This is a genomic window from Pseudomonas sp. BNK-7, assembly GCF_048072025.1.
Classification (GTDB): domain Bacteria; phylum Pseudomonadota; class Gammaproteobacteria; order Pseudomonadales; family Pseudomonadaceae; genus Aquipseudomonas; species Aquipseudomonas danubii.
The window spans coordinates 3,439,473-3,459,274 of sequence record NZ_CP182252.1; the positions used below are offsets into that span (position 1 = coordinate 3,439,473).

The following is a 19,802-nucleotide window of genomic DNA, read 5'->3' on the forward strand; positions in this document are numbered from 1 at the left end:
GGCGCCGGTAGGCGAGGTGGAAATTCTTCTGGCCGGGCTCTGGGCCGAGCTGCTCAATGTCGAGCGGGTGGGGCGCCAGGATCACTTCTTCGAACTGGGCGGGCATTCGTTGCTGGCGGTGAGCCTGATCGGCCGCATGCGTCGGGCCGGGCTCTCGGCGGATGTGCGGGTGCTGTTCGGCCAGCCGACCCTGGCGGCCCTGGCCGCCGCCGTGGGGCGTGGCCGTGAAGTGCAGGTGCCGGACAACCTGATCTACCGCGACTGCCCGCGCATCACCCCCGAGCTGCTGCCGTTGCTGACGCTGGATCAGGCGGCCATTGACCGGGTGGTGGCCACGGTGCCGGGCGGCACCGCCAACGTCCAGGACATCTACCCCCTGGCGCCGTTGCAGGCCGGCATCCTGTTTCACCATCTGGCCGCCGGCCGGGGCGATCCCTATGTGTTGCAGGCGCAGTTTGCCTTCGACACGGCCCAGCGCTTGCAGACCTTCGTCCGAGCCTTGCAGGGGGTGATCGAACGCAACGACATCCTGCGCAGCGCGGTGCTCTGGGAAGGGCTGGACGAGCCGCTGCAAGTGGTCTGGCGCCAGGCGCCCCTGGAGGCCGAGGAAATCGTCCTCGACCCGGGCCAGGGCGACATCCTCGGCCAGTTGCAGGCGCGCTTCGACAGTACGCGCTATCGCCTGGACATTGCCCGGGCGCCGTTGTTGCGCCTGGTCTACGCCCGGGACCCGGTCAACCAGCGGCTGGTGGCGCTGTTGCTGTTCCATCACCTGGTGATGGACCACGTGGCCCTGGAAGTGCTGCAGCATGAACTGCAGGCCTTCCTCCTTGGCCAGCAGCAACGGCTGGGTGACCCCGTGCCCTACCGCAACTACGTGGCCCAGGCCCGACTGGGCATCGGTGAGGCCGAACATGAAGCCTTCTTCCGCGAGATGCTCGGCGATATCCGGCAACCGACCCTGCCCCTGGGCTTGCAGGACGTGCAGGGCGCCAGCGCGCCGCTCAACGAGGCACGCCAACCCTTGGACCGCCTGCTGAGCCGGCGCCTGCGCTTGCAGGCGCGGCAGCTGGGGGTCAGCGCTGCGAGCCTGATGCACCTGGCCTGGGGCCGGGTCCTGGGCTGCCTGGCCAACCAGCAGCAGGTGGTGTTCGGCACCGTGCTGCTGGGACGGATGCAGGGCGGCGAGGGTGCCGAACGGGCCCTGGGGGTGTTCATCAACACCTTGCCGCTGCGGGTGGACCTGGGGGACCTGCCGGTGCGCCATGCGCTGCTGGCCACCCATGAACGCCTGGCGCAACTGCTGGGCCATGAACAGGCGCCCCTGGCCCTGGTGCAGCGTTGCAGCGCGGTGGAGGCGGGTACGCCGCTGTTCAGCAGCCTGCTCAACTACCGCCACAGCGCGCCGTCGACCGGGCTGCCTGGGCAAGCCAACGCTGCCTGGGAGGGCATGCAGTTGCTCAATGCCCAGGAGCGCAGCAACTACCCCCTGACCCTGAGCATCGACGACCTGGGGGATGGCTTCATGCTCACCGCCGTGGTGGCGGGCATCGATGCCCAGCGCATTTGCCACTACCTGCACGAGGCCCTGGACAACCTGTTGCAGGCCCTGGAGCAGACGCCCGATCTGGCCATCGGCCAAGTGCCGGTGTTGCCGGCTGCCGAGCGCCAGCAGGTGCTGGTGAACTTCAACGCCACCGCCCGCGACTATCCACGCCAGCAGACCCTGGATCAGCGTTTCGAGGAACAGGTGCAGGCCCGTCCCCAGCAGGTGGCGGCGGTCCATGGCGAGCAAGTGCTCAGCTACGCCCGGCTCAATACCCGGGCCAATCAGCTGGCCCATCACTTGCTGGGGCTGGGGGTGCAGCCCGGGGACAGGGTGGCGCTGCTGTTGCCACGCTCCCTGGATCTTTTGCTGGCGCAGTTGGCGGCCAGCAAGTGCGGCGCGGCCTACGTGCCGCTGGACATCAACGCCCCCGCCGAACGCCAGGTGTTCATGCTCCAGGACAGCGGCGCCAGGGTGCTGCTGGCGCACTCGGCGCAGGCCCTGGAGGGGGCGCTGCCGGGGGCGCAGTTACTGCGGGTGGACCTGGATCGCCTGCGCCTGGACCGGCTGCCGGGGCACAACCCGGCCCTGGCCCAGTCCTCCGAGGCGGTGGCCTACATCATGTACACCTCAGGCTCCACGGGCGTGCCCAAGGGCGTACTGGTGCCGCACCGGGCGATCACCCGGTTGGTGATCAACAACGGCTACGCCGATTTCAACCCCGGGGACCGGGTGGCCTTTGCCTCCAACCCGGCCTTCGACGCCAGCACCCTGGACGTCTGGGGGCCCTTGCTCAACGGCGGCCGGGTCGTGGTGGTGGACCAGCAGACGCTGCTGGACCCCGAGGCCTTCGCCGAGTTGCTGAAGGCCGCGGGAGCCACGCTGCTGTTTCTCACCACCAGCCTGTTCAACCAGTACGTGCAACTGATGCCCCAGGCGTTCAGCGGCCTGCGCATGCTCCTGTGCGGCGGTGAACGGGCCGACCCGGTGGCCTTCCGGCGGATGCAGGCCGAGGTGCCCGGCCTGCGTCTGGTCAATGGCTACGGACCGACGGAAACCACCACCTTTGCCGTGACCCATGAGCCCGAGGCACTGGCGGCCGACGCCGACAGCGTGCCCATCGGCCGGCCGCTGTCCAACACCTGCGTGTACATCCTCGATGCCCAGGGCCAGCCGCTGCCCATCGGCGTAGTGGGGGAGATCTACATCGGCGGCCAGGGCGTGGCCAAGGGCTACTTGAATCGGCCTGAACTGAGCGCCGAGAAGTTCCTCCCCGATCCCTTCTGCAGCGAGGCCGCCAACCCCGGCTCCGAACCCCTGATGTACCGCACCGGCGACCTGGGGCGCTGGCAGGAGAACGGCCTGCTGGAGTACCTGGGGCGCAACGACCAGCAGGTGAAGATCCGTGGCTTTCGTATCGAACCGGGGGAAATCGAGGTGCGGCTGGCGAGCTTCCCCGGACTGCGCGATGGCGTGGTCCTGGTGCGCGAGGAGGCGCCCGGGGACTTGCGCCTGGTGGCCTACTACACCCTGCAGCCACAGGCGCCGGAGCCGGCCGTCGAAGCCTTGCGCAACCACCTGCTGGCGCAACTGCCGGAGTACATGGTGCCTCAGGCTTACGTGCGTCTGCCGGCACTGCCCCTGACCAACAACGGCAAGCTGGACCGCAACGCGCTGCCGGCGCCGACCCCTGCGGCGCAGGTCACCGCCTGTTTTGAAGCGGCGCAGACGCCCCTGGAGCAGACCCTGGCGGTCCATTGGGCGCAGGTGCTGAAACAGCAGCAAGTGGGGCGCCACGAGCATTTCTTCGAACACGGCGGGCATTCGCTGCTGGCGATCCAGTTGGTCAACCGCCTGCAACAGGCCGGGCTCGACGTGAGCCTGGCGCAGTTGTTCCAGCACCCCAGCGTGGCCGCCATGGCGCGTTTGCTGGAGGCGCGCCCGGCGACCCCGCCACAGGCCCCCGAGTGGGTCACGGTGCGCAGCGGCACTGGCCCGGCGCTGTTCCTGGTGCATGAGTTCACCGGCCTGGATGCCTACTTCCCGGCGCTGGGGCAGCACCTGGAAGGGGATTTCCCTATCTATGGCCTGCCGGGCGTGGCCCTCGGCCAGCCGCAGTTGCGCACCCTGGAGTGCCTGGCCACCCGCTTGCTGGAGGTCATGCGCCGGGTCCAGCCCGAAGGGCCGTATCGCCTGGCGGGCTGGTCTTTCGGTGGGGTGCTGGCCTATGAGATCGCCCAGCAGTTGCTGGGGCAGGATCAGCAGGTGGCGTTCCTCGGCTTGATCGACAGCTACGTGCCGCGCCTGACCGACCAGGGCAAGGCGCGCTGGTCCGCAAGCGATCCCCGCAAGCAGCACCTGCTGTTGCAGTGCAGCGCCTACTGGAGCGCCCAGGGCCCGGCGGGCGTGCAACCGCTGGCGCTCGTCGAACAGCTGCGCCAGGCCCTGGACCGCCTGGACTTCCCCGAGCTGCTGCAGCGCTGCCGGGAACAGGGCCTGCTGTTCGAGCAACTGGCAAGCGCGGCGCCCGAGACGCTGGGGCATTACCTGGACCGTGAGGTGGCTCACGGCCATGCACTGGCCCATTACCGCCTGCAGCCGATCAGTGTGCCGGTGCACCTGTTCTGCGCCGCCCAGCGGCCCAGCGCATTGTCCCGGCGCAGCCCGACCCTGGGCTGGGGCGAGGTGCTGCCGGGGCCATGCCTGCACTGCATCAGCGTGCCCGGGGATCACCTGAGCATGATGAAGGCGCCGCATATCCATGAACTGGGCCAGGCCATGAGCCAGGCCATCGAGCAGGCCGGGGTCGCTGCCAGCACCGGAGCAACGTCCCACCAGCCTTTGCTGCGGATTCAGAGCGGGCGCTGCGGGCAGACGCCGATCTTCTGTGTACCGGGGGCCGGCGACAGCGTTACCGGCTTTATCGGCCTGACCGAAGCCCTGGGGCCGGACTGGCCGATCTTCGGCCTGCAGGCCCGGGGCCTGGATGGCCAGGGCGTGCCCCACACCCGGGTGGAGGCGGCGGCGCGCTACTACCTGCAAGCCATCGAGCAGGAGTACCCCCAAGGGCCGTTGCACGTGATCGGCCACTCCTTCGGCGGCTGGGTTGCCTTCGAAATGGCCGGGGCCCTGCAGGCCGCGGGGCGCGAAGTGGCGTCCCTGACCCTGATCGACAGCGAGGCCCCGGACGGCCACGGCGTGGTGGGGCGGCCCTACACCAGCACGGCCGCGCTGTTGCGGCTGATCGAGTCCATGCAACTGGCGTGCGGCCAGAGCCTGGGCATCGATCCGCAGCTGTTTGCCGCCGAGGACGACGCCATGCAGATGCACCTGCTGCATGCCGGCATGGTCCGGGTCGGCCTGCTGTCCCAGCGTGCCGATCCTCGGGCGATGCAGGGGCCGGCGCGAACCTTCGCCAGCGCCCTGCGCACCCGCTACCAGCCGCAACGCCCTTACCGGGGACCGGTGCGCCTGGTGCTGGCGGACGATCCGCGCCTGGACGCCGCCGGCAACCTGCGCGAGCAGGAGGTGATGGTCCAGGGCTGGCGTGGGCAGGTGACGGAGCTGGGGCTGTGGCAGGGGCCGGGCAACCACTTCAGCCTGCTCAAGGCACCCCACGTCCAGCATCTGGCGGCCTGGTGGCGTGACGGGTTGGCGCTGCCCCAGGGGGAGGCTGTGTCATGAGCCTGGATGCGGCGGCGGGCCGGGTGCCCGCCGCTGGCTGATAGCCTTTCATTCATCTGGAACACCGCTCACTACGGCAGCACGGTGTTCTGTAAGGGGGCTCGCCGCTGGCCGGTGGAGCCCGCCCTCAACGCACTTGTGGTCACCTATGGAAAAGTCGAAGTTTCGCAAAATCGGTATGGGGCTGTTGCTGGTGGTTGTGGCCGGATTGATTTTCTATACGGTGCGGGCGCCGGCAGAGCCGCCGCAGTACCTGACCGCCCGGGTCGAGCGGGGAGACATCGAGAACGCGGTCCTGGCCTCGGGCCTGCTGGAGGGCATCAAGCAGGTGGACGTCGGGGCCCAGGTTTCCGGGCAGTTGAAGTCGCTCAAGGTCAAGCTCGGGGACAAGGTGAAGAAGGGCCAGTGGCTGGCGGAAATCGATCCCCTGGTGTTGCAGAACACCCTGCGCCAGGCCCAGGTGGACGAGGAAAACCTGCAAGCCAAGCGCCGCGCCACCGCGGCCCAGCTCAAGGAAACCAAGGCCATCTACGAGCGTTACCGCGACCTGCAGTCGGACGCGTCGATTTCCCAGCAGGACTTCGAGACCGCCGAGTCCAACTACGAGGTGCAGCGTGCCAACCTGCTGTCCCTGGACGCGCAGATCAAGAGCGCCCATATCCAGATCGACACCGCCAAGGTCAACCTGGCCTACACCCGCATCGTCGCGCCGATTGACGGCGATGTGGTGGGGGTGGTGACCCAGGAAGGCCAGACGGTGATCGCCAACCAGCTGGCGCCGGTGCTGCTGAAACTCGCGGACCTGGACACCATGACCGTCAAGGCCCAGGTCTCGGAGGCCGACGTGATCCATATCGCTCCCGGCCAGCAGGTGTACTTCACCATCCTCGGCGAGGCCGACAGGCGCTATTACGCCAAGCTGCGGGGCACTGAGCCGGCACCGCAGAACTTCCTCGAAACCCAGACCGCCGGCACCCCCAAGCAGAACACCGCGGTGTTCTACAACGCCCTGTTCGACGTGCCCAACCCGGACCACCGGCTGCGCATCTCCATGACCGCCCAGGTGCGCATCGTCCTCGACACCGCCAAGGATGTGCTGATGGTGCCGGTGGCCGCCCTGGGGCCGCGCAACGCCGATGGCCGCTTCGCGGTGCGGGTGCTGGACGCCAAGGGCCATGCCCAGTCGCGCAACGTCAGCACCGGGATCAACAACAACGTCAAGGTGCAGATCAAGGACGGCCTGGCGGAGGGCGACCAGGTGGTGATCGGTGATCCGCTGCCCGGCACGGCAGGGGCCTGACCATGACCCAGCCATTGTTGGAGCTCAAGGGCATCAGCCGCAGCTTCACCGCCGGGGAGCGGGAGTTCCTGGCCCTGAAACACATCGACCTGAGCATCCAGGCCGGGGAAATGGTGGCGATCACCGGGGCCTCGGGCTCGGGCAAGTCGACCCTGATGAACCTCCTCGGTTGCCTCGACTACGCCACGGCCGGCAGCTACAAGGTCAACGGCCAGGAAACCCGCGACCTGGACGATCAGGCCCTGGCGGAGCTACGCCGGGACTATTTCGGTTTCATCTTCCAGCGTTATCACTTGCTGCCGCACTTGAGTGCCCTGCACAACGTCGAGATGCCGGCGATCTACGCCGGCACCCCGCAAGTCAAGCGCCATGGCCGGGCCCGGGAGCTGCTGGCGCGCCTGGGGCTGTCCGGGCACCTGGCGAACCGGCCCAACCAGTTGTCCGGCGGCCAGCAACAGCGGGTGAGCATCGCCCGGGCCCTGATGAACGGCGGCGAAGTGATCCTCGCCGACGAACCCACCGGGGCCCTGGACAGCCACAGCGGCAAGGAGGTGATGGGCATTCTCCAGGAACTGCATGCCCTGGGGCATACGGTGATCATCGTCACCCACGACCCTCAGGTGGCGGCCAACGCCGAGCGCATCATCGAAGTGCGCGACGGCGAGATCGTCAGCGACCGGGTCAATGCGCGCGGGGTGGACGAGGAGCCGGCGCAACCCCCGGTGAGCACCCGGCCGGGCGGAGCACGACGCCTGGTGGCCAGCCTCGGGCTGTTCAAGGAAGCCTTCGTCATGGCCTGGGTGGCGCTGGTCTCGCACCGCATGCGCACCTTGCTGACCATGCTCGGGATCGTCATCGGCATCACCTCGGTGGTGTCCATCGTGGCCATTGGCGAGGGGGCCAAGCGCTACGTGCTCAAGGACATCCAGGCCATCGGCAGCAACACCATCGACATCTTCCCCGGGGCCAGTTTCGGCGACAGCCGGGCGGCGGCAATCCAGACCCTGATGCCCGCCGACGTGACGGCCCTGAACCAGCTGTACTACGTCGACAGCGCCACGCCGATGGTGGGCCGCAGCCTGCTGCTGCGCTACGGCAACATCGACCTCAATGCCACGGTCAACGGTGTCAGCCACCTGTACTTCAAGGTTCGCGATCTCAAGCTGGCGGCGGGCATCGCCTTCAGCGAGAACGATGCCCGGCGCCAGGCCCAGGTGGTGGTGATCGACCACAACACGCGCAACCGCCTGTTCGGTCCCGATGTGGACCCCCTGGGGCAGGTGATCCTGGTGGGCAACCTGCCGTGCACGGTGATCGGGGTCACGGCCGAGAACAAGAACATGTTCGCCGCCAGCAACCTGCTCAACGTCTGGCTGCCTTACGAGACGGCGGCGGGGCGGGTGCTGGGCCAGCGCCACCTGGACAGCATCAGCGTGAAGATCAAGGACGGCCAGCCGAGCAAAGTGGTGGAGGAGCATGTGAAGAAGCTCATGGAGCAGCGCCATGGCACCAAGGACTTCTTCACCAACAACCTCGACAGCATCATGCAGACGGTGCAGCGCACCAGCCGCTCCCTGGCCTTGCTGTTGTCGCTGATCGCGGTGATTTCCCTGGTGGTCGGCGGCATCGGGGTGATGAACATCATGCTGGTGTCGGTCACCGAACGTACCCGGGAGATCGGCATTCGCATGGCGGTGGGGGCGCGGCAGTCGGACATCCGCCAGCAGTTCCTGGTGGAGGCGGTGATGGTCTGCCTGATTGGCGGGGCCATCGGCATCGCCCTGTCGTTTGCCATCGGCTACCTGTTCACCTTGTTCATCAAGGAATGGGAGATGGTGTTTTCCATGGGCTCGATCGTCACCGCGTTCGCCTGTTCGACCCTGATCGGCATCGTCTTCGGCTTCGTTCCGGCGCGCAACGCCGCCCGGCTGGACCCCATCGAGGCCCTGGCCCGGGATTGAGCGGCCCACAGACAGAACCGCCGGCTCAGGGGCCGGCGGGGCGGGGTTACGGGGTCAAGGCCATTGGCGGATCAGGCCGGCGCGTCATCGCGGGTGCCTGGCGCCTGTGCCTGGGGCGAGTACATCCAGCGCAGCAGGGAGTGGCGACCACTGATGCCGAGCTTGATGGCGGCGCGCTTCAAGTAGCTTTCGACGGTATTGACCTTGAGCTTGAGCTGCTCGGCCAACTGCGGTGCGGTGCGCCCGGCCAGCAGCCCGACACAGACTTCCAGCTCGCGGTTGGACAGGCGCAGCCCGGACTGCTCCAGGCGCTCGGCAAAGCGCAGGCGCACGGTCGCCAGGCCCTCGATGGCGGCGCGGTCCTGCTCGGCAGAGTCGCTGCGCGGCTGCAGCGCGCTGATGTGGTTTTCCACCATGGGCAGCAGCAGCGGCGAGATGTCCTCCAGCAGCAGGCGTTCCTGGGGGAAAAGCTCTGCTCCTGGCTGCTGCGGTACACCGACAGCACGAAGTGGTACGAATCCTTGCGACCGGTCAGGTGCAGTTGCGCCGGGTCCGCGTTGCCCCGGTGCCGCAGCAGTGGCGGGCTGCCGCAGGGCTCGTCGGGCTGCTCGGGAAAGCCTGTGTGCAGCAGCGGGTCATTGCTGGCGTGCAGATCGCTGTACAGCGGGTGACGGCTCTGCATCAGGGTATTGCCGGTTCTGCCAGTGGCTTGTTCCGGGGCGGTGCGCAGTTGGGTGATGTGAGTGGCGTCCACAGCCAGTTGGGTGAGTATCAGGTCGTGCAGCATGCGCGGGAAACTGCGGCTGCCGGTGCTGGCGATGACCTTGCCAATATGTGGAAACAGTACTTGTGAGTTCATCATTTCATCCATGAATGTGAAGGTGTGGAAGGACTGCCTTATAACAACGAGTTTGGGTCGCGCGTGATTTACCTCCTGTTTGCGCTGACCGACAAAGGGTCGCCTCGTATCCTAGTACAGGGTGGCGACTGCTGTTTGATGAAGTGCGCAAAAACTTGCACCGCAGGCGCGCAGGCGCTCGGGCCTGTGGACGAACTGCCATGGCAAAGCCCTTACCGGCCTTGCCCGGAGTTTTTTGGATGGCTGTTCCCTGCTTGCCAGAGCCGCCATGACCGCCGCCGCGCCTGGGGTTGGCGCGGTGGCGGCTGGCGCAGGTTACAGGCGCGGTTGCTCCTGGGGCATGCCCAGCAACTGGTGCAGGGTGTTGATCAGCGCCTGCTGGCGCAGGCGGTCTTGCTGGTGCCGGGCCTCGGCTGCGGCGACATCGGCGTGGCAGTGGGGGCAGGTGCTTTCATGGGCGTGGATGTACTCCAGGCAACTGCGGCACAGGGCCAGGCGTGGCGGGATGCGGCCTTCTTCGGGGGAGGCGTGGCCCTGGTTGGCCCAGGCCAGCTTGATCACCTGGCCGCTGTCGCTGACGCTGGAGACCGCCTCGCCGGTGTCGATGCGCTCGGTGATCAGGTCGAAGCGGCCCACCGAAAAAGAGGCGGGGCCGGCGTCTTCGAGTTTGACGATGCGCTCGCGCAGGCCTTTTTTCTGCAGGTCCAGGGTCCGGTAATGGCAGTAGGGGTTGTTCCCCGGCTTGCCCAGCAGCGAATGCGAGGTCCAGGTGCAGCCGCCGCGGCACACGTCGTTGTAGTAGCAGGTGCGGCAGTAGCCCCACAGATCGTCCACCGAGCGCAGGCGGCCGAAGTGCATGCCTTCGCTGTAGTGCCAGATGTCGTGCAGGCTCATGCTGCGCACATTGCCGCCGGAGAATCCGACGGTGGCCAGGGACGGACAGCCCTTGACCGTGCCGTCGGCTTCCAGGGCCAGCACCGTCTGCCCGGCGGCGCAGCCGCTCCAGTGCACGCGGTCGTCGCCAAAACCGCGCCACATGTGTTCGTAGGGGCCGTAGTAGCCGATGTTGTTGCCCACATTCATCAGCAAGCCGCGCTCTTCGCCTTCGCGATACAAGCGGGCCAGCAGCGGCATCACTTCCAACAGTTGATAGGGTTGCAACAGCAGCTCCGGGTGATCCACGGCGTTGCCCATGGCCACCGTCAGTTGGATCTGCCAGTGGCTGGCACCGGCGTCGATGATCAGTTCCATCAGGGCCGGCAGGTCGGGCAGGGTGGCGGCGCCGATCTGGGTGTTGACGCTGACCTTGAGCCCGGCCTGCTTGGCCCGGCGCAGGGTGTCCAGGGCCTTGTCGAACGAGCCGGGTACATTGCGCACCGCGTCGTGCAGCGGCGCCAGGCCGTCCAGGGACACGCCGACGCCATTGAGCCCGGCGTCCACCGCGGCCTGCATCTTGGCGGGGGTCAGGTTGCGTCCGCCGGTCTGGATCGCCACGTACATGCCGTGGTCGTGGATGGCCTGGATCAGCCGCGTCCAGTCCTTGCGCAAATAGGCTTCGCCGCCGATCAGGGTGACTTCCCGAGTGCCCAGGGCGGCGATGGAGTCGATCACCGACAGGCATTCCTGGGTGTTCAATTCGCCGGGGCGCCGATGCCCGGCCCGGGAGCCGCAATGCAGGCACTTGAGGTCGCAGGCGAGGGTGATTTCCCAGACCACGTGCACCGGCACATAGCGCTTGAGGTCGGTTTCGCTGAGGTAGCGGGCGGGGAGACTGTCTGACATGAAAGATCCTTGCGCACCCAGCGGTGCGCGGCACCAACCCATCGAAATAGGCGCGCCTTCCTTGTGCGGCAATGGCGCGATCGGTTTACCGCAACCCTGGGGCCGACCTGTGTCGGCCGGCCCCGGGTGCCTGGACTCAGCGACGTTCCAGGCGGCTGATTTCCGCCTGCAATTGCTGCACTGCCTGGCTCAGGTTGTCACTGTTGGCCAGTTGCTGCTCGCCCTGAGCCACCAGCGCCTTGAGCCGCGTCAGATCGCCGCTGCTCTGGGCCTGTTGCAGCGCCACGGCATACAGTGGCTGCGGATACAGATGCCGTTGATCGTCCTTGGGCGCCAGATCGGCGTTGGCCGCTTGATCCACCGGCGCCTGGCTCACGGCGGCATGCTGAACCACATGCCAATGGCCCTGGTACTGGTAGCGATAGCTGGCGAAACCGCTGGCCCAGTCGAGGCCGAGAATGCCCTGCAGATGGAAGGTTTCGGCAATCTGGCTGGTAGGGCCGCTGGGGTTGCCGGTCAGGTTGAGGATGATATGGCCTTCACTGGAGGGGTCCAGTTTGACCTGGGAGTAGTCGCCCCAGACATCCGCGAGGAAGTGCATCGGTGGCGAGGTGCTCTGAGTCACCCGGGCCACGCCGCTGACTTTCTTCTGCGGCGTGTTGACCAGCAGATCGAGGGTCAGCACCGGCCCTCCGATCACAGGGTTGGCGACGATGAGGCGGGTATGGAACAGTCCGATTGTCATGCTGCAACTCCTTATCTTGTGGAAGACATCAGGTTCGCTGGACGGTCGCCAGTCAGCGCCGCTCGTGCTTGCTGATCTCGGCCTTGGCCGCCTCCAGCGCCGTGCGGATCAACGGCAACTGCTCCAGTTGCTGGGTGGCCACCTTGTGCAGGCTCTTCATCTGCGCCAGGTCGCCGCTGGCGATGGCGCCGTGGATCGGCGCCGCGTACAGCGCCGAAATCGGCGGCAGCGGACGGTTGGGCTGGCCATGGCGGGGGGCCGAGAGGGTGCTCGACTGCACGGGTTCCTGCAGATGGGCGGGGACCTGATTGACCGTTACCCAGCTGTGTCCGTTGTAGTACTGGTAGTTGGCCACGCCTTCCTTCCAGTCATCGCTGACCACCAGATGCAGCTTGAAGTTGATGATGGAGTTGGAACCGGGTCCGCCCTGATTGCCCTGGGCGGTGATGAGGATCTTGCTGGAGCTCGGTGGCATGACCGTCAGGTAGGTGTACTGACCCCAGACATCGCTGTGCAGGTCCAGGGGCGGATTGACCGCCTGAGTGATGGACGAAGTGCCGCGCACGCTGTGCTCGGGGGTGTAGACCAGCAGATTGAGAATCAGGGTCGGGGCCCCGGGTTGCGAGGTACCGATGCGGTAGCTCAGGGGGAACAGGCCTTCTTGGGAGATAGAACCAGACATTTGCTTTGCCTCGATTCAATGACGGGGAAACAGCGATTAGTGCTGTTCCAGGCGGGCGACTTCCTTGGCCAGTTTTTCGTAGGCGGCTTTCAGATCCTTGGGCTCGTCGTGCTTCGGATCGCGCTTGGCCAGCAGGGCTTTCATCTGGGGTAGCTGACCTTCGGCGATGGCCGACTGGATCGCGACTCCGTAGGGGACAACCGTGTGTTGCGAGGTGGGGCTCATGGTGTGTGCCTTCCTTGGGGGTTAGGGGGGGCTGCGGTACTTGGCAGCTTTTGCAGTTAAGCAGCGCGGGGGGAATTGGCGGGGTAATGGCACATTGATTTTGTGGGTTTCCGACAGGTGGATTCACGGGGGTAAGGGGGGGATTTTTGGGGTATTCCATGGGGCGATATGGAGGGGTGGGGGTGATTGCGGATGGCGATAGAGGGGGTGGTTTTGTTCCTGCGGGGCGGCCGTTGACGGTTGTGCCTTTATGACGACGGGGGGGTGGAGTACATATCCGTTGCTGCGGGTGTGGCCACTTATGGTTTCGCCCTTACGGCGAGTCCCTTTTTTTCAAACGCCAAAAAAAGGAACCAAAAAACGCTTGCCCCTCCATGGGCCCCTCGCTGTGGCTCGGGGTGCCCTCGCTTCGGCATTGCTCCGGGGGCCCGCCGCCAACCGGCCATCCATGGCCGGGTGGCGGCTAGCTCGGCATCCATGCCGAGCTGCCCCCTACGCAACGCCTACGCTCGGCCGGCTGGGAAGGGGCCTGAAGATCAAGATCAAGATCAAAAGCCAAAGCCAAGGTGCGCAGGCTGGCTCCTTGTAGCCGCTGCCGAAGGCTGCGAACGAGCGCTCGCGCTCGCAAAACCAGGCGGCGCGATAGGTCAGGAATATCGGGGAGGCAGGTTTAGCGTCTCCTGCGGAGCCGGTCGCAGCCTGCGGCAGCGGCTACATGTAACGCGAACGGCGATGAAACAGGCCGGCCGGCAGGCCGCCGTCAGATTTTGATCTTGCTGTTGATTTTGATTTTGATCTGAACGCCCCGTTAACCACGATGGCCGAACGCAGGCATTGAGCCGTGGGTAACCCGGCAGGACGCCGGGTTAGCCGCCACCCGGCCATGGATGGCCGGTGGCGGCGGCCCACGGATCAATGCCGGAGTGAGGGCATGCCGAGCCTAAGCGAGGCACCGAGTGGAGGGGCAGAAGCGTTTTGCTTACTTTTGCGCTTTTCAAAAGTGAGCCGCTGTAAGAGCGGAACCGCCAGCGGCCGCCCCCGCAGGAACGGATATGTACCCAACCCCCGCTGTAAGAGCGAAACCGCCAGCGGCCGCCCCCGCAGGAACGGATATGTACCCAACCCCCGCTGTAAGAGCGAAACCGCCAGCGGCCGTGACCGCAGCAACGGATATGTACACAGCCCACCGCTGTAAAAGCGGAACCGCCAGTGGCCGTGACCGCCGGAATGGATATGTACCCCCTCCCACTCGCTGTAAAAGCGGAACCCTAAGTAGCCCTGACCGCAGCAACGGATATGTCCCCCTCCCCAAAAAAAGCCCCAAGACTCAAACCACCCCCAACTCCCCCAACTGCCGCCGCGTCTCCCCCGCGGCCACGTGATGAATTGCCCGCCACCCCAACGCTCTGGCCGCGACGATGTTCGGCGCATGATCATCAATGAACACCAACTCCTCAGGCGCCACCCCCGGCAAATGCGCACGAATGCGCCCCAAGGCCGTGTGATAGATCTCGGCATCGGGCTTGATCTGCCGCTCCTGCCCCGACACCACAATGTCGCGAAACTTCTGTAAAAACGGGTAATTCTCCCAGGCATAGGGAAAGGTTTCCTGGGACCAGTTGGTCAACCCGAACAGCGGCATCTGCGCCTGGTGCAGATCCTCCAGCAGGGCCACGCCTTCCTCCAGCGGTCCCTTGAGCATCTCCGGCCAGCGCCCGTAATAGGCTTCGATCAGCGGCGCATGCTCGGGATGCTCGGCCACCAGGCTGCGGGTCGCTTCGGCCAGGGGCCGGCCGGCGTCCTGTTGGGTGTTCCAGGCCTGGGTGCAGACGGTGTCGAGGAACCACTGGCGACGCTGGTCGTCGGGGATCAGTTGGCGGTACAGGTGGTGCGGGCTCCAGTCGAACAGCACGCCACCAAAATCGAAAACCACGGCACGAATCGTCATCAGCACTTCCTTTTCAGCGGTTGTGGATCAGGGCGTCATCCTGCGACGCTGCGCCGTGCAATGCAATTTGCCGGTGGCCATTGGTCCGCTGGCCGGCACCCTGGGAACGGATCGCGATCCAACGGCTGTCCCCGTCCTTTTGCGGGCTAGCACAGGAGCTGACCATGGCTGCCAAGACCCCCACGGGGCCGCGCTCGTCCGAGCACGCCTCGAATCATCATGACCCGGGTTTCGACCCCGATTCGCCGGACCTCGCCGACCCCCAGGTCGATCCGGTGGGCCCGGCCAGGGCGCCCCTGGATCAGCCCGAACCCGAGCATCAGCGCAAGCGTTCGCGGGCCTACGACCCTCTGGCCAACCTGAGGAAATGACCGAGCGCCGACATGCGGCCGTCGCCGGATGGTTCTGCGGGTGTAAGGTAAAACGGCCAAGCCCCAGGCACGCTGACAAAAAGGAGGTGTCCATGAGTACGCCACTGTTGAACAAGTTGCAGATCAACGGTTATCAGGTATTGAGCGTCAACCACGGCCCCTGGAAGGTCTGCACCCCGGGTGACCGGCTCGCCACTTTTGGCACCCGGGAAGAAGCCCTGGCCTTTGCCGCCGCCTTGCCGGTGCGCAGGGCATCACCGGCCACCCAGCGTCGATAGCAGCCGGCAGAAAAAAAGCCCCGATCGGTTCGGGGCTTTTTTCTGTCCGGGCTGCTGCAAGCGCCGGGTCAGTCGACAATCACCGGCTCGTTCGGATCATCGCTCAGGCACACGGTCAATTGCTCCCCGGCCTTGTTGAACGCGCAGCGGGGCAGGGATTGCTGCTTGATGAAACTCAGCGGCGGGAGGATGAACGCCGCCGCCAGGACCAGCGCCCACAGGGTCTGCAGAAACAGCACATCGGCGCTGGTGGCGGCGGGCCGTGAGACGAGACGTCGGCGCCAGTAGAAGTACAGGCCGCTGATAACGAACAGGCACACGATGCCCATCATGTAGTCCAGTTCCCAGTCCTGGGGGCTGAAGGAGCGGCTGCCATCTTCATCATCCGGGTAGGTGAGCCGCCACCAGGCCCCCAGCAGCAAGGGCACCAGCCCGGCCAGCAGCCACGCCAGGCGCGCGCCGGGCATCCGGGTCAGCAGGGCCAGGACCAGGCCGATCAGGCACAGCACCCAGGCAAACAGGTACAGCTGAAAACCCATGCCCCCGCCGAACAGCGTGCCGCTGACATCCCGCGGTTGCATCATTTGCACGTCGCACAACAGCATCACCGACAGCGGGATGGCGACGACGATCCAGCACAGGGGGCGGTACAGCCACAACCACAGGGTAAACAGGCGAGACATGGGCACACTCATCAAGGTCAAGAAAAGGAGGAATGAAGTCAGGGGGCCGTTCAGTCGACAATCACCCGGGTGCCCGGGCCCAGGCACACGCTCAACTGATTGCCGGCCCGGTCGAAGGCGCAATAGGGCAGTGGCTTGCGGGTGATGGCCAGCAGCGGTGGGAGCATGAAGGTCGCCGCCAGCACCAGGGCCCACAGGGTGCGCAGCGCGAGCAGATTGCCATTGGCGGGTGGACGCGGCTTGAGCCGCTGCTGACGCAACAGGTAGACGCCGCTGTAGACCAGGGCAAAGCCGAAGACCATCACATAGTCCAGCTCCCGGGGCTGGATGCTGAAGAGCAGGTTGCCGTCGAAATCATCCGGGTAGTTGATCCGCCACCACAGGCCCAGCAGCAACTGCGCCAGCCCGGCGACGATCCAGGCCAGACGCGCGCCGGGCACCCGGGTCAGCAGCGCCAGCACCAGGCCCAGGACGCTGAGGACCCAGCCGCCCAGGTACATCACAAAGCCCATGGAGCCGCCGAACAAGGTGCCGCCGACCTCCCGGGGCACAATCAGGTTCAGGTTGCAATGGATCATGCTGGCCGTCGGCGCGGCCACGGCGATCCAGCACAGCGGCAGGTAGAGCCAGGAACAGAGGGTGTACAGACGGGACATGATGGGACTCGATTGGGCAGCGGGTATCCGGCCCGGCGCCACTGGGCGCCGGGCCGGCAGGTTCAGCGTTTGTTGTGTTTCATCGCAAAGGCGATTCGGTTCTGCAGGTCGACCGATTGGCGGTACTCACTGGCCCGGCTCAGCAGTTTCGTGCGCAGGGCCAGCAGGGCAAAGGCCAGTGCCGGAACCAGATAGATCAGCAGCAGCGCGGCGTGGGCCAGGGTGTCGCCGCTGTACAGGCGGTCGATGATGCCGAACAGCTGCAGGCCCACTTCCAGGCAGCAGAGCACGCCAAAGGCCACGATGTACTGCGGTTTCAGCTTGATCAGGTTGATGATCAGCAGCAGTACGCCGCCGAGGATCAGCACCGAACTGACTTGCAACAGCAGCGGCTCATCGGCGAACACCCTTCGCGCTAGCTGGCTCAGAGGGCCGCCGATGCCGATCAGGGCCCAGATCGCCATCAGGTAGATATACCAGGGGCGTTTGCCGGGTTGACGCAGGGCGGCGGCGCCTTCGTTGGGGGTTTGACGTTCCATGTGAACTCCGGAATTTATTCAGGTCGGGCAGGGCTGGAGCGGTTGGGCAACGGGTACCCGTCAGCTGAAAAGCAGCGTAGTTCCTGCGGCGAACAGCACCAGGGCGAGGCTGATGCCCGCCAGGGGAATGCGGAACCAGTAACGGACCGCCAGCAGCCACAGGCTGGCGAGAAAGCCCAGGCCGATCAGCAGCAGGCCGCGGGCTTCCAGCAGCAGGGCCGGGTGCAGCCAGGCCAGGTAGCCATAGACCAGGCCGAACAACATCGCCCCCAGGCTATGGCTGGCATTGAAGCCGACCCAGGCACGCCACAGGCTGGTCTGGCCGGTGATCATTGGCGACACCTGGCGCATGCGTTCGGCCAGGGCCGGATCACGGGGCTGGAATTTGTCGCTGGCGAAGGTGTAGATCAGGTGCAGGCTGCCGAGCAGCAGCACGATGGCTGAGCTGGCGACGATCAGGGCGGGGGCCAACACGTTTCTTCCTTGGGCGGTGCTCGGGTGCGCGGAGTATGCAGCGGCGCCCGAGGTTTTGCACCTGCGGGCGCGGCTTTTTTACCGGCACGGGGCAGGGCGGCGGGCGCCCTGCCCAGGCCCTCAGAAGTGCTCGGCGTCCAGGCCGAACAGCGAGTCACTGCCGGCGCGAATGCTCTGCTCCAGGCTGAGGATGCGCGGCAGCAGGCGGCTGAAGTAGAAGCGCGCGGTGGCCAGCTTGGCGCCGTAGAAACCGTCGTCCTCGGAGCGCTTGTGCTCGGCCACCTGGGCCATGCGCGCCCACAGGTAGGCATAGGCCACGTAACCGAACAGTTGCAGGTACTCGACGCAGGCGCTGCCCACCGCGTTGGGGTTCTGCGCCGCCTGTTCGCGCAGCCAGTCGCTGAGGTCTTCCAGGCGCTGCACCGCGTCCAGCAGTTCGGCGGCGTAGGCGGCGCCGGGCAGGTAGGCGTAGTCGCGGATCTCGCCGGTGAACAGGCGCAGGGCCACGCCGCCGTTGCCCACCACCTTGCGCCCCAACAGGTCCAGGGCCTGGATGCCGTTGGTGCCTTCGTAGATCTGGGCGATGCGCACATCGCGCACCAGTTGCTCCTGGCCCCATTCGCGAATGTAGCCGTGGCCGCCGAAGACCTGTTGGCCGAGCACGCAGCTGTCCAGCCCGGTGTCGGTGAAGAAGGCCTTGGCCACCGGGGTCAGCAGCGCCACCAGGGCTTCGGCGTTGTGCCGCTCATGGGGCTGGTCGGCGAACTTGGCCAGGTCCAGCTGCTGGCCGACGTAGCTGGCGAAGGCCCGGCCGCCTTCGGTCATGGCCTTCATGGTCAGCAGCATGCGCCGCACATCGGGGTGGACGATGATCGGGTCGGCGATCTTGTCCTTGGCCACCGGGCCGGCCGGGGAGCGGCTCTGGATGCGTTCGCGGGCGTAGGTGCGGGCGTTCTGGTAGGAGTTCTCGGCGCAGCCGATGCCCTGGATGCCGATGGACAGGCGCTCGTAGTTCATCATGGTGAACATCGCCGCCAGGCCCTTGTTGGCCTCGCCGATCAGCCAGCCGCTGGCGCCGTCGAAGTTCAGTACGCAGGTGGCCGAGGCCTTGATGCCCATCTTGTGTTCGATGGAGCCGCAGCTCACCGCGTTGGCCGCGCCGAGCACGCCGTTGGCGTCGACATGGATCTTCGGCACCAGGAACAGCGAGATGCCCTTGGGCCCGGCCGGGGCGTCCGGCAGCTTGGCCAGCACCAGGTGGATGATGTTCTCGGTCAGGTCCTGCTCGCCGCCGGTGATGAAGATCTTGCTGCCGCTGATCCGGTAGCTGCCGTCGGCCTGGGGTTCGGCGCGGGTGCGGATGATCCCCAGGTCGGTGCCGGCGTGGGCCTCGGTCAGGCACATGGAACCGGCCCAGCGGCCTTCGTACATCGGCGGCAGGTACAGCTGCTTGAGGGCTTCGCTGGCGTGGGCGTCGATGGCCAGGCAGGCCCCGGAACTCAGGGCCGAGTACAGGGCGAAGCTGGAGTTGGCGGCGTAGAGCATCTCTTCGAACTGCACCGCGAGCATCTTCGGCATGCCCATGCCGCCGTAGGCCGGGTTGCCGCTCAGGCCGACCCAGCCGCCCTGGATATAGGTGCTGTAGGCCTCCTTGAAACCGGCCGGGGTGCGTACCTGCCCGGCGTGCCAGCTGGCGCCTTCCTCGTCGCCGCTGCGGTTGAGCGGGGCGATCAGATTGCCGGTGACCTTGGCCGCTTCTTCGAGAATGGCGTCGGCGGTGTCACCGTCCACGGTATCGGCCAGGGCCGGCAGACGGGCCCAGAGCCTGGGCGCGTTGAACACTTCATGCAGGACAAAGCGCATATCGCGCAGTGGAGCGTTGAATTCGGGCATTGCAGGAACCTCGGGCAAAAGGGGAGGTTGAACGGCCGTGGCCGCATGAATCGAAAATGACCGCACCAACCCATTGTAGGAGCCGACTGACCGGCGAAGGCGTCGCTGCCAGCGACTTGGCTGGCAAGCCGGCCCCTGTGGGTGTTGGGGCCGTCAGAGCGCTTTGCGCTGGCAAG

Annotated in this window: 15 protein-coding genes and 1 pseudogene (1 of these 16 only partly in view); 5 read left to right on the forward strand and 11 right to left on the reverse strand. The window is 66.2% G+C overall.

From position 1 onward, the window contains the following. The 3 genes from ACMGF8_RS16025 to ACMGF8_RS16035 form a co-directional block, all read left to right on the forward strand. On the forward strand, positions 1-5,230 hold the 3' portion of the coding sequence (locus ACMGF8_RS16025) for an amino acid adenylation domain-containing protein (protein WP_416760256.1). Its footprint begins 9,494 nt before the window's first position; the window shows 5,230 of its 14,724 coding nt (coding positions 9,495-14,724); the start codon falls outside the window, past its left edge; the stop codon is at positions 5,228-5,230. 148 nt (positions 5,231-5,378) lie between these two features. Then, positions 5,379-6,530, forward strand: a complete 1,152-nt coding sequence (macA, locus tag ACMGF8_RS16030) for a macrolide transporter subunit MacA (protein WP_416756714.1) — start codon at positions 5,379-5,381, stop codon at positions 6,528-6,530. A 2-nt stretch (positions 6,531-6,532) separates the two neighbouring features. Next, positions 6,533-8,491: a MacB family efflux pump subunit gene (locus ACMGF8_RS16035; protein ID WP_102882414.1), complete on the forward strand. Its 1,959-nt coding sequence runs from the start codon at positions 6,533-6,535 to the stop codon at positions 8,489-8,491. Positions 8,492-8,562: 71 nt separating this feature from the next. Here the strand turns inward: ACMGF8_RS16035 and ACMGF8_RS16040 are convergent. The 6 genes and pseudogenes from ACMGF8_RS16040 to ACMGF8_RS16065 form a co-directional block, all read right to left on the reverse strand. Then, positions 8,563-9,350, reverse strand: a pseudogene (locus ACMGF8_RS16040) (helix-turn-helix transcriptional regulator). A 315-nt stretch (positions 9,351-9,665) separates the two neighbouring features. Next, positions 9,666-11,132 (reverse strand): GDL motif peptide-associated radical SAM/SPASM maturase, encoded by a 1,467-nt coding sequence (locus ACMGF8_RS16045; protein WP_102863592.1) that lies wholly within the window; start codon positions 11,130-11,132, stop codon positions 9,666-9,668. A 136-nt stretch (positions 11,133-11,268) separates the two neighbouring features. Beyond that, a complete protein-coding gene (locus ACMGF8_RS16050) occupies positions 11,269-11,877 on the reverse strand; it encodes a DUF1842 domain-containing protein (RefSeq protein WP_102863591.1) in 609 nt (202 codons plus the stop codon). Positions 11,878-11,929: 52 nt separating this feature from the next. Continuing rightward, positions 11,930-12,559, reverse strand: a complete 630-nt coding sequence (locus ACMGF8_RS16055) for a DUF1842 domain-containing protein (protein WP_207167364.1) — start codon at positions 12,557-12,559, stop codon at positions 11,930-11,932. 36 nt (positions 12,560-12,595) lie between these two features. Next, complete coding sequence (locus ACMGF8_RS16060; protein ID WP_102863589.1) at positions 12,596-12,784, reverse strand: DUF1843 domain-containing protein; 189 nt, start codon at positions 12,782-12,784, stop codon at positions 12,596-12,598. A 1,327-nt stretch (positions 12,785-14,111) separates the two neighbouring features. Further along, a complete protein-coding gene (locus ACMGF8_RS16065; protein ID WP_102861848.1) occupies positions 14,112-14,732 on the reverse strand; it encodes an HAD family hydrolase in 621 nt (206 codons plus the stop codon). A gap of 164 nt (positions 14,733-14,896) precedes the next feature. Here ACMGF8_RS16065 and ACMGF8_RS16070 point away from each other — a divergent pair, with 164 nt between their 5' ends. Further along, the gene (locus ACMGF8_RS16070; RefSeq protein WP_162884127.1) at positions 14,897-15,103 is read left to right on the forward strand and encodes a DUF6021 family protein; all 207 of its coding nucleotides are present in this window, start codon (positions 14,897-14,899) and stop codon (positions 15,101-15,103) included. A 92-nt stretch (positions 15,104-15,195) separates the two neighbouring features. Next, entirely contained in the window at positions 15,196-15,381 is a 186-nt protein-coding gene (locus ACMGF8_RS16075) for a DUF2188 domain-containing protein (protein WP_115582009.1), read from the forward strand. Positions 15,382-15,449: 68 nt separating this feature from the next. On the opposite strand, the gene ACMGF8_RS16080 is transcribed toward ACMGF8_RS16075, so the two are convergent. From ACMGF8_RS16080 to ACMGF8_RS16100, 5 genes are all read right to left on the reverse strand, one after another. Beyond that, positions 15,450-16,064 (reverse strand): hypothetical protein, encoded by a 615-nt coding sequence (locus tag ACMGF8_RS16080; RefSeq protein ID WP_115582010.1) that lies wholly within the window; start codon positions 16,062-16,064, stop codon positions 15,450-15,452. A gap of 50 nt (positions 16,065-16,114) precedes the next feature. Then, a complete protein-coding gene (locus ACMGF8_RS16085; RefSeq protein ID WP_416756719.1) occupies positions 16,115-16,720 on the reverse strand; it encodes a hypothetical protein in 606 nt (201 codons plus the stop codon). A 62-nt stretch (positions 16,721-16,782) separates the two neighbouring features. Next, positions 16,783-17,259 carry a hypothetical protein gene (locus ACMGF8_RS16090; RefSeq protein ID WP_060838465.1) on the reverse strand — a complete coding sequence of 159 codons (477 nt, stop codon included), beginning with the start codon at positions 17,257-17,259 and terminating at the stop codon, positions 16,783-16,785. A gap of 60 nt (positions 17,260-17,319) precedes the next feature. Beyond that, positions 17,320-17,733 carry an LIC_13387 family protein gene (locus ACMGF8_RS16095; RefSeq protein WP_416756720.1) on the reverse strand — a complete coding sequence of 138 codons (414 nt, stop codon included), beginning with the start codon at positions 17,731-17,733 and terminating at the stop codon, positions 17,320-17,322. Between the two features lie 120 nt (positions 17,734-17,853). Further along, entirely contained in the window at positions 17,854-19,626 is a 1,773-nt protein-coding gene (locus ACMGF8_RS16100; protein WP_416756721.1) for an acyl-CoA dehydrogenase C-terminal domain-containing protein, read from the reverse strand. Positions 19,627-19,802 lie beyond the last annotated feature (176 nt).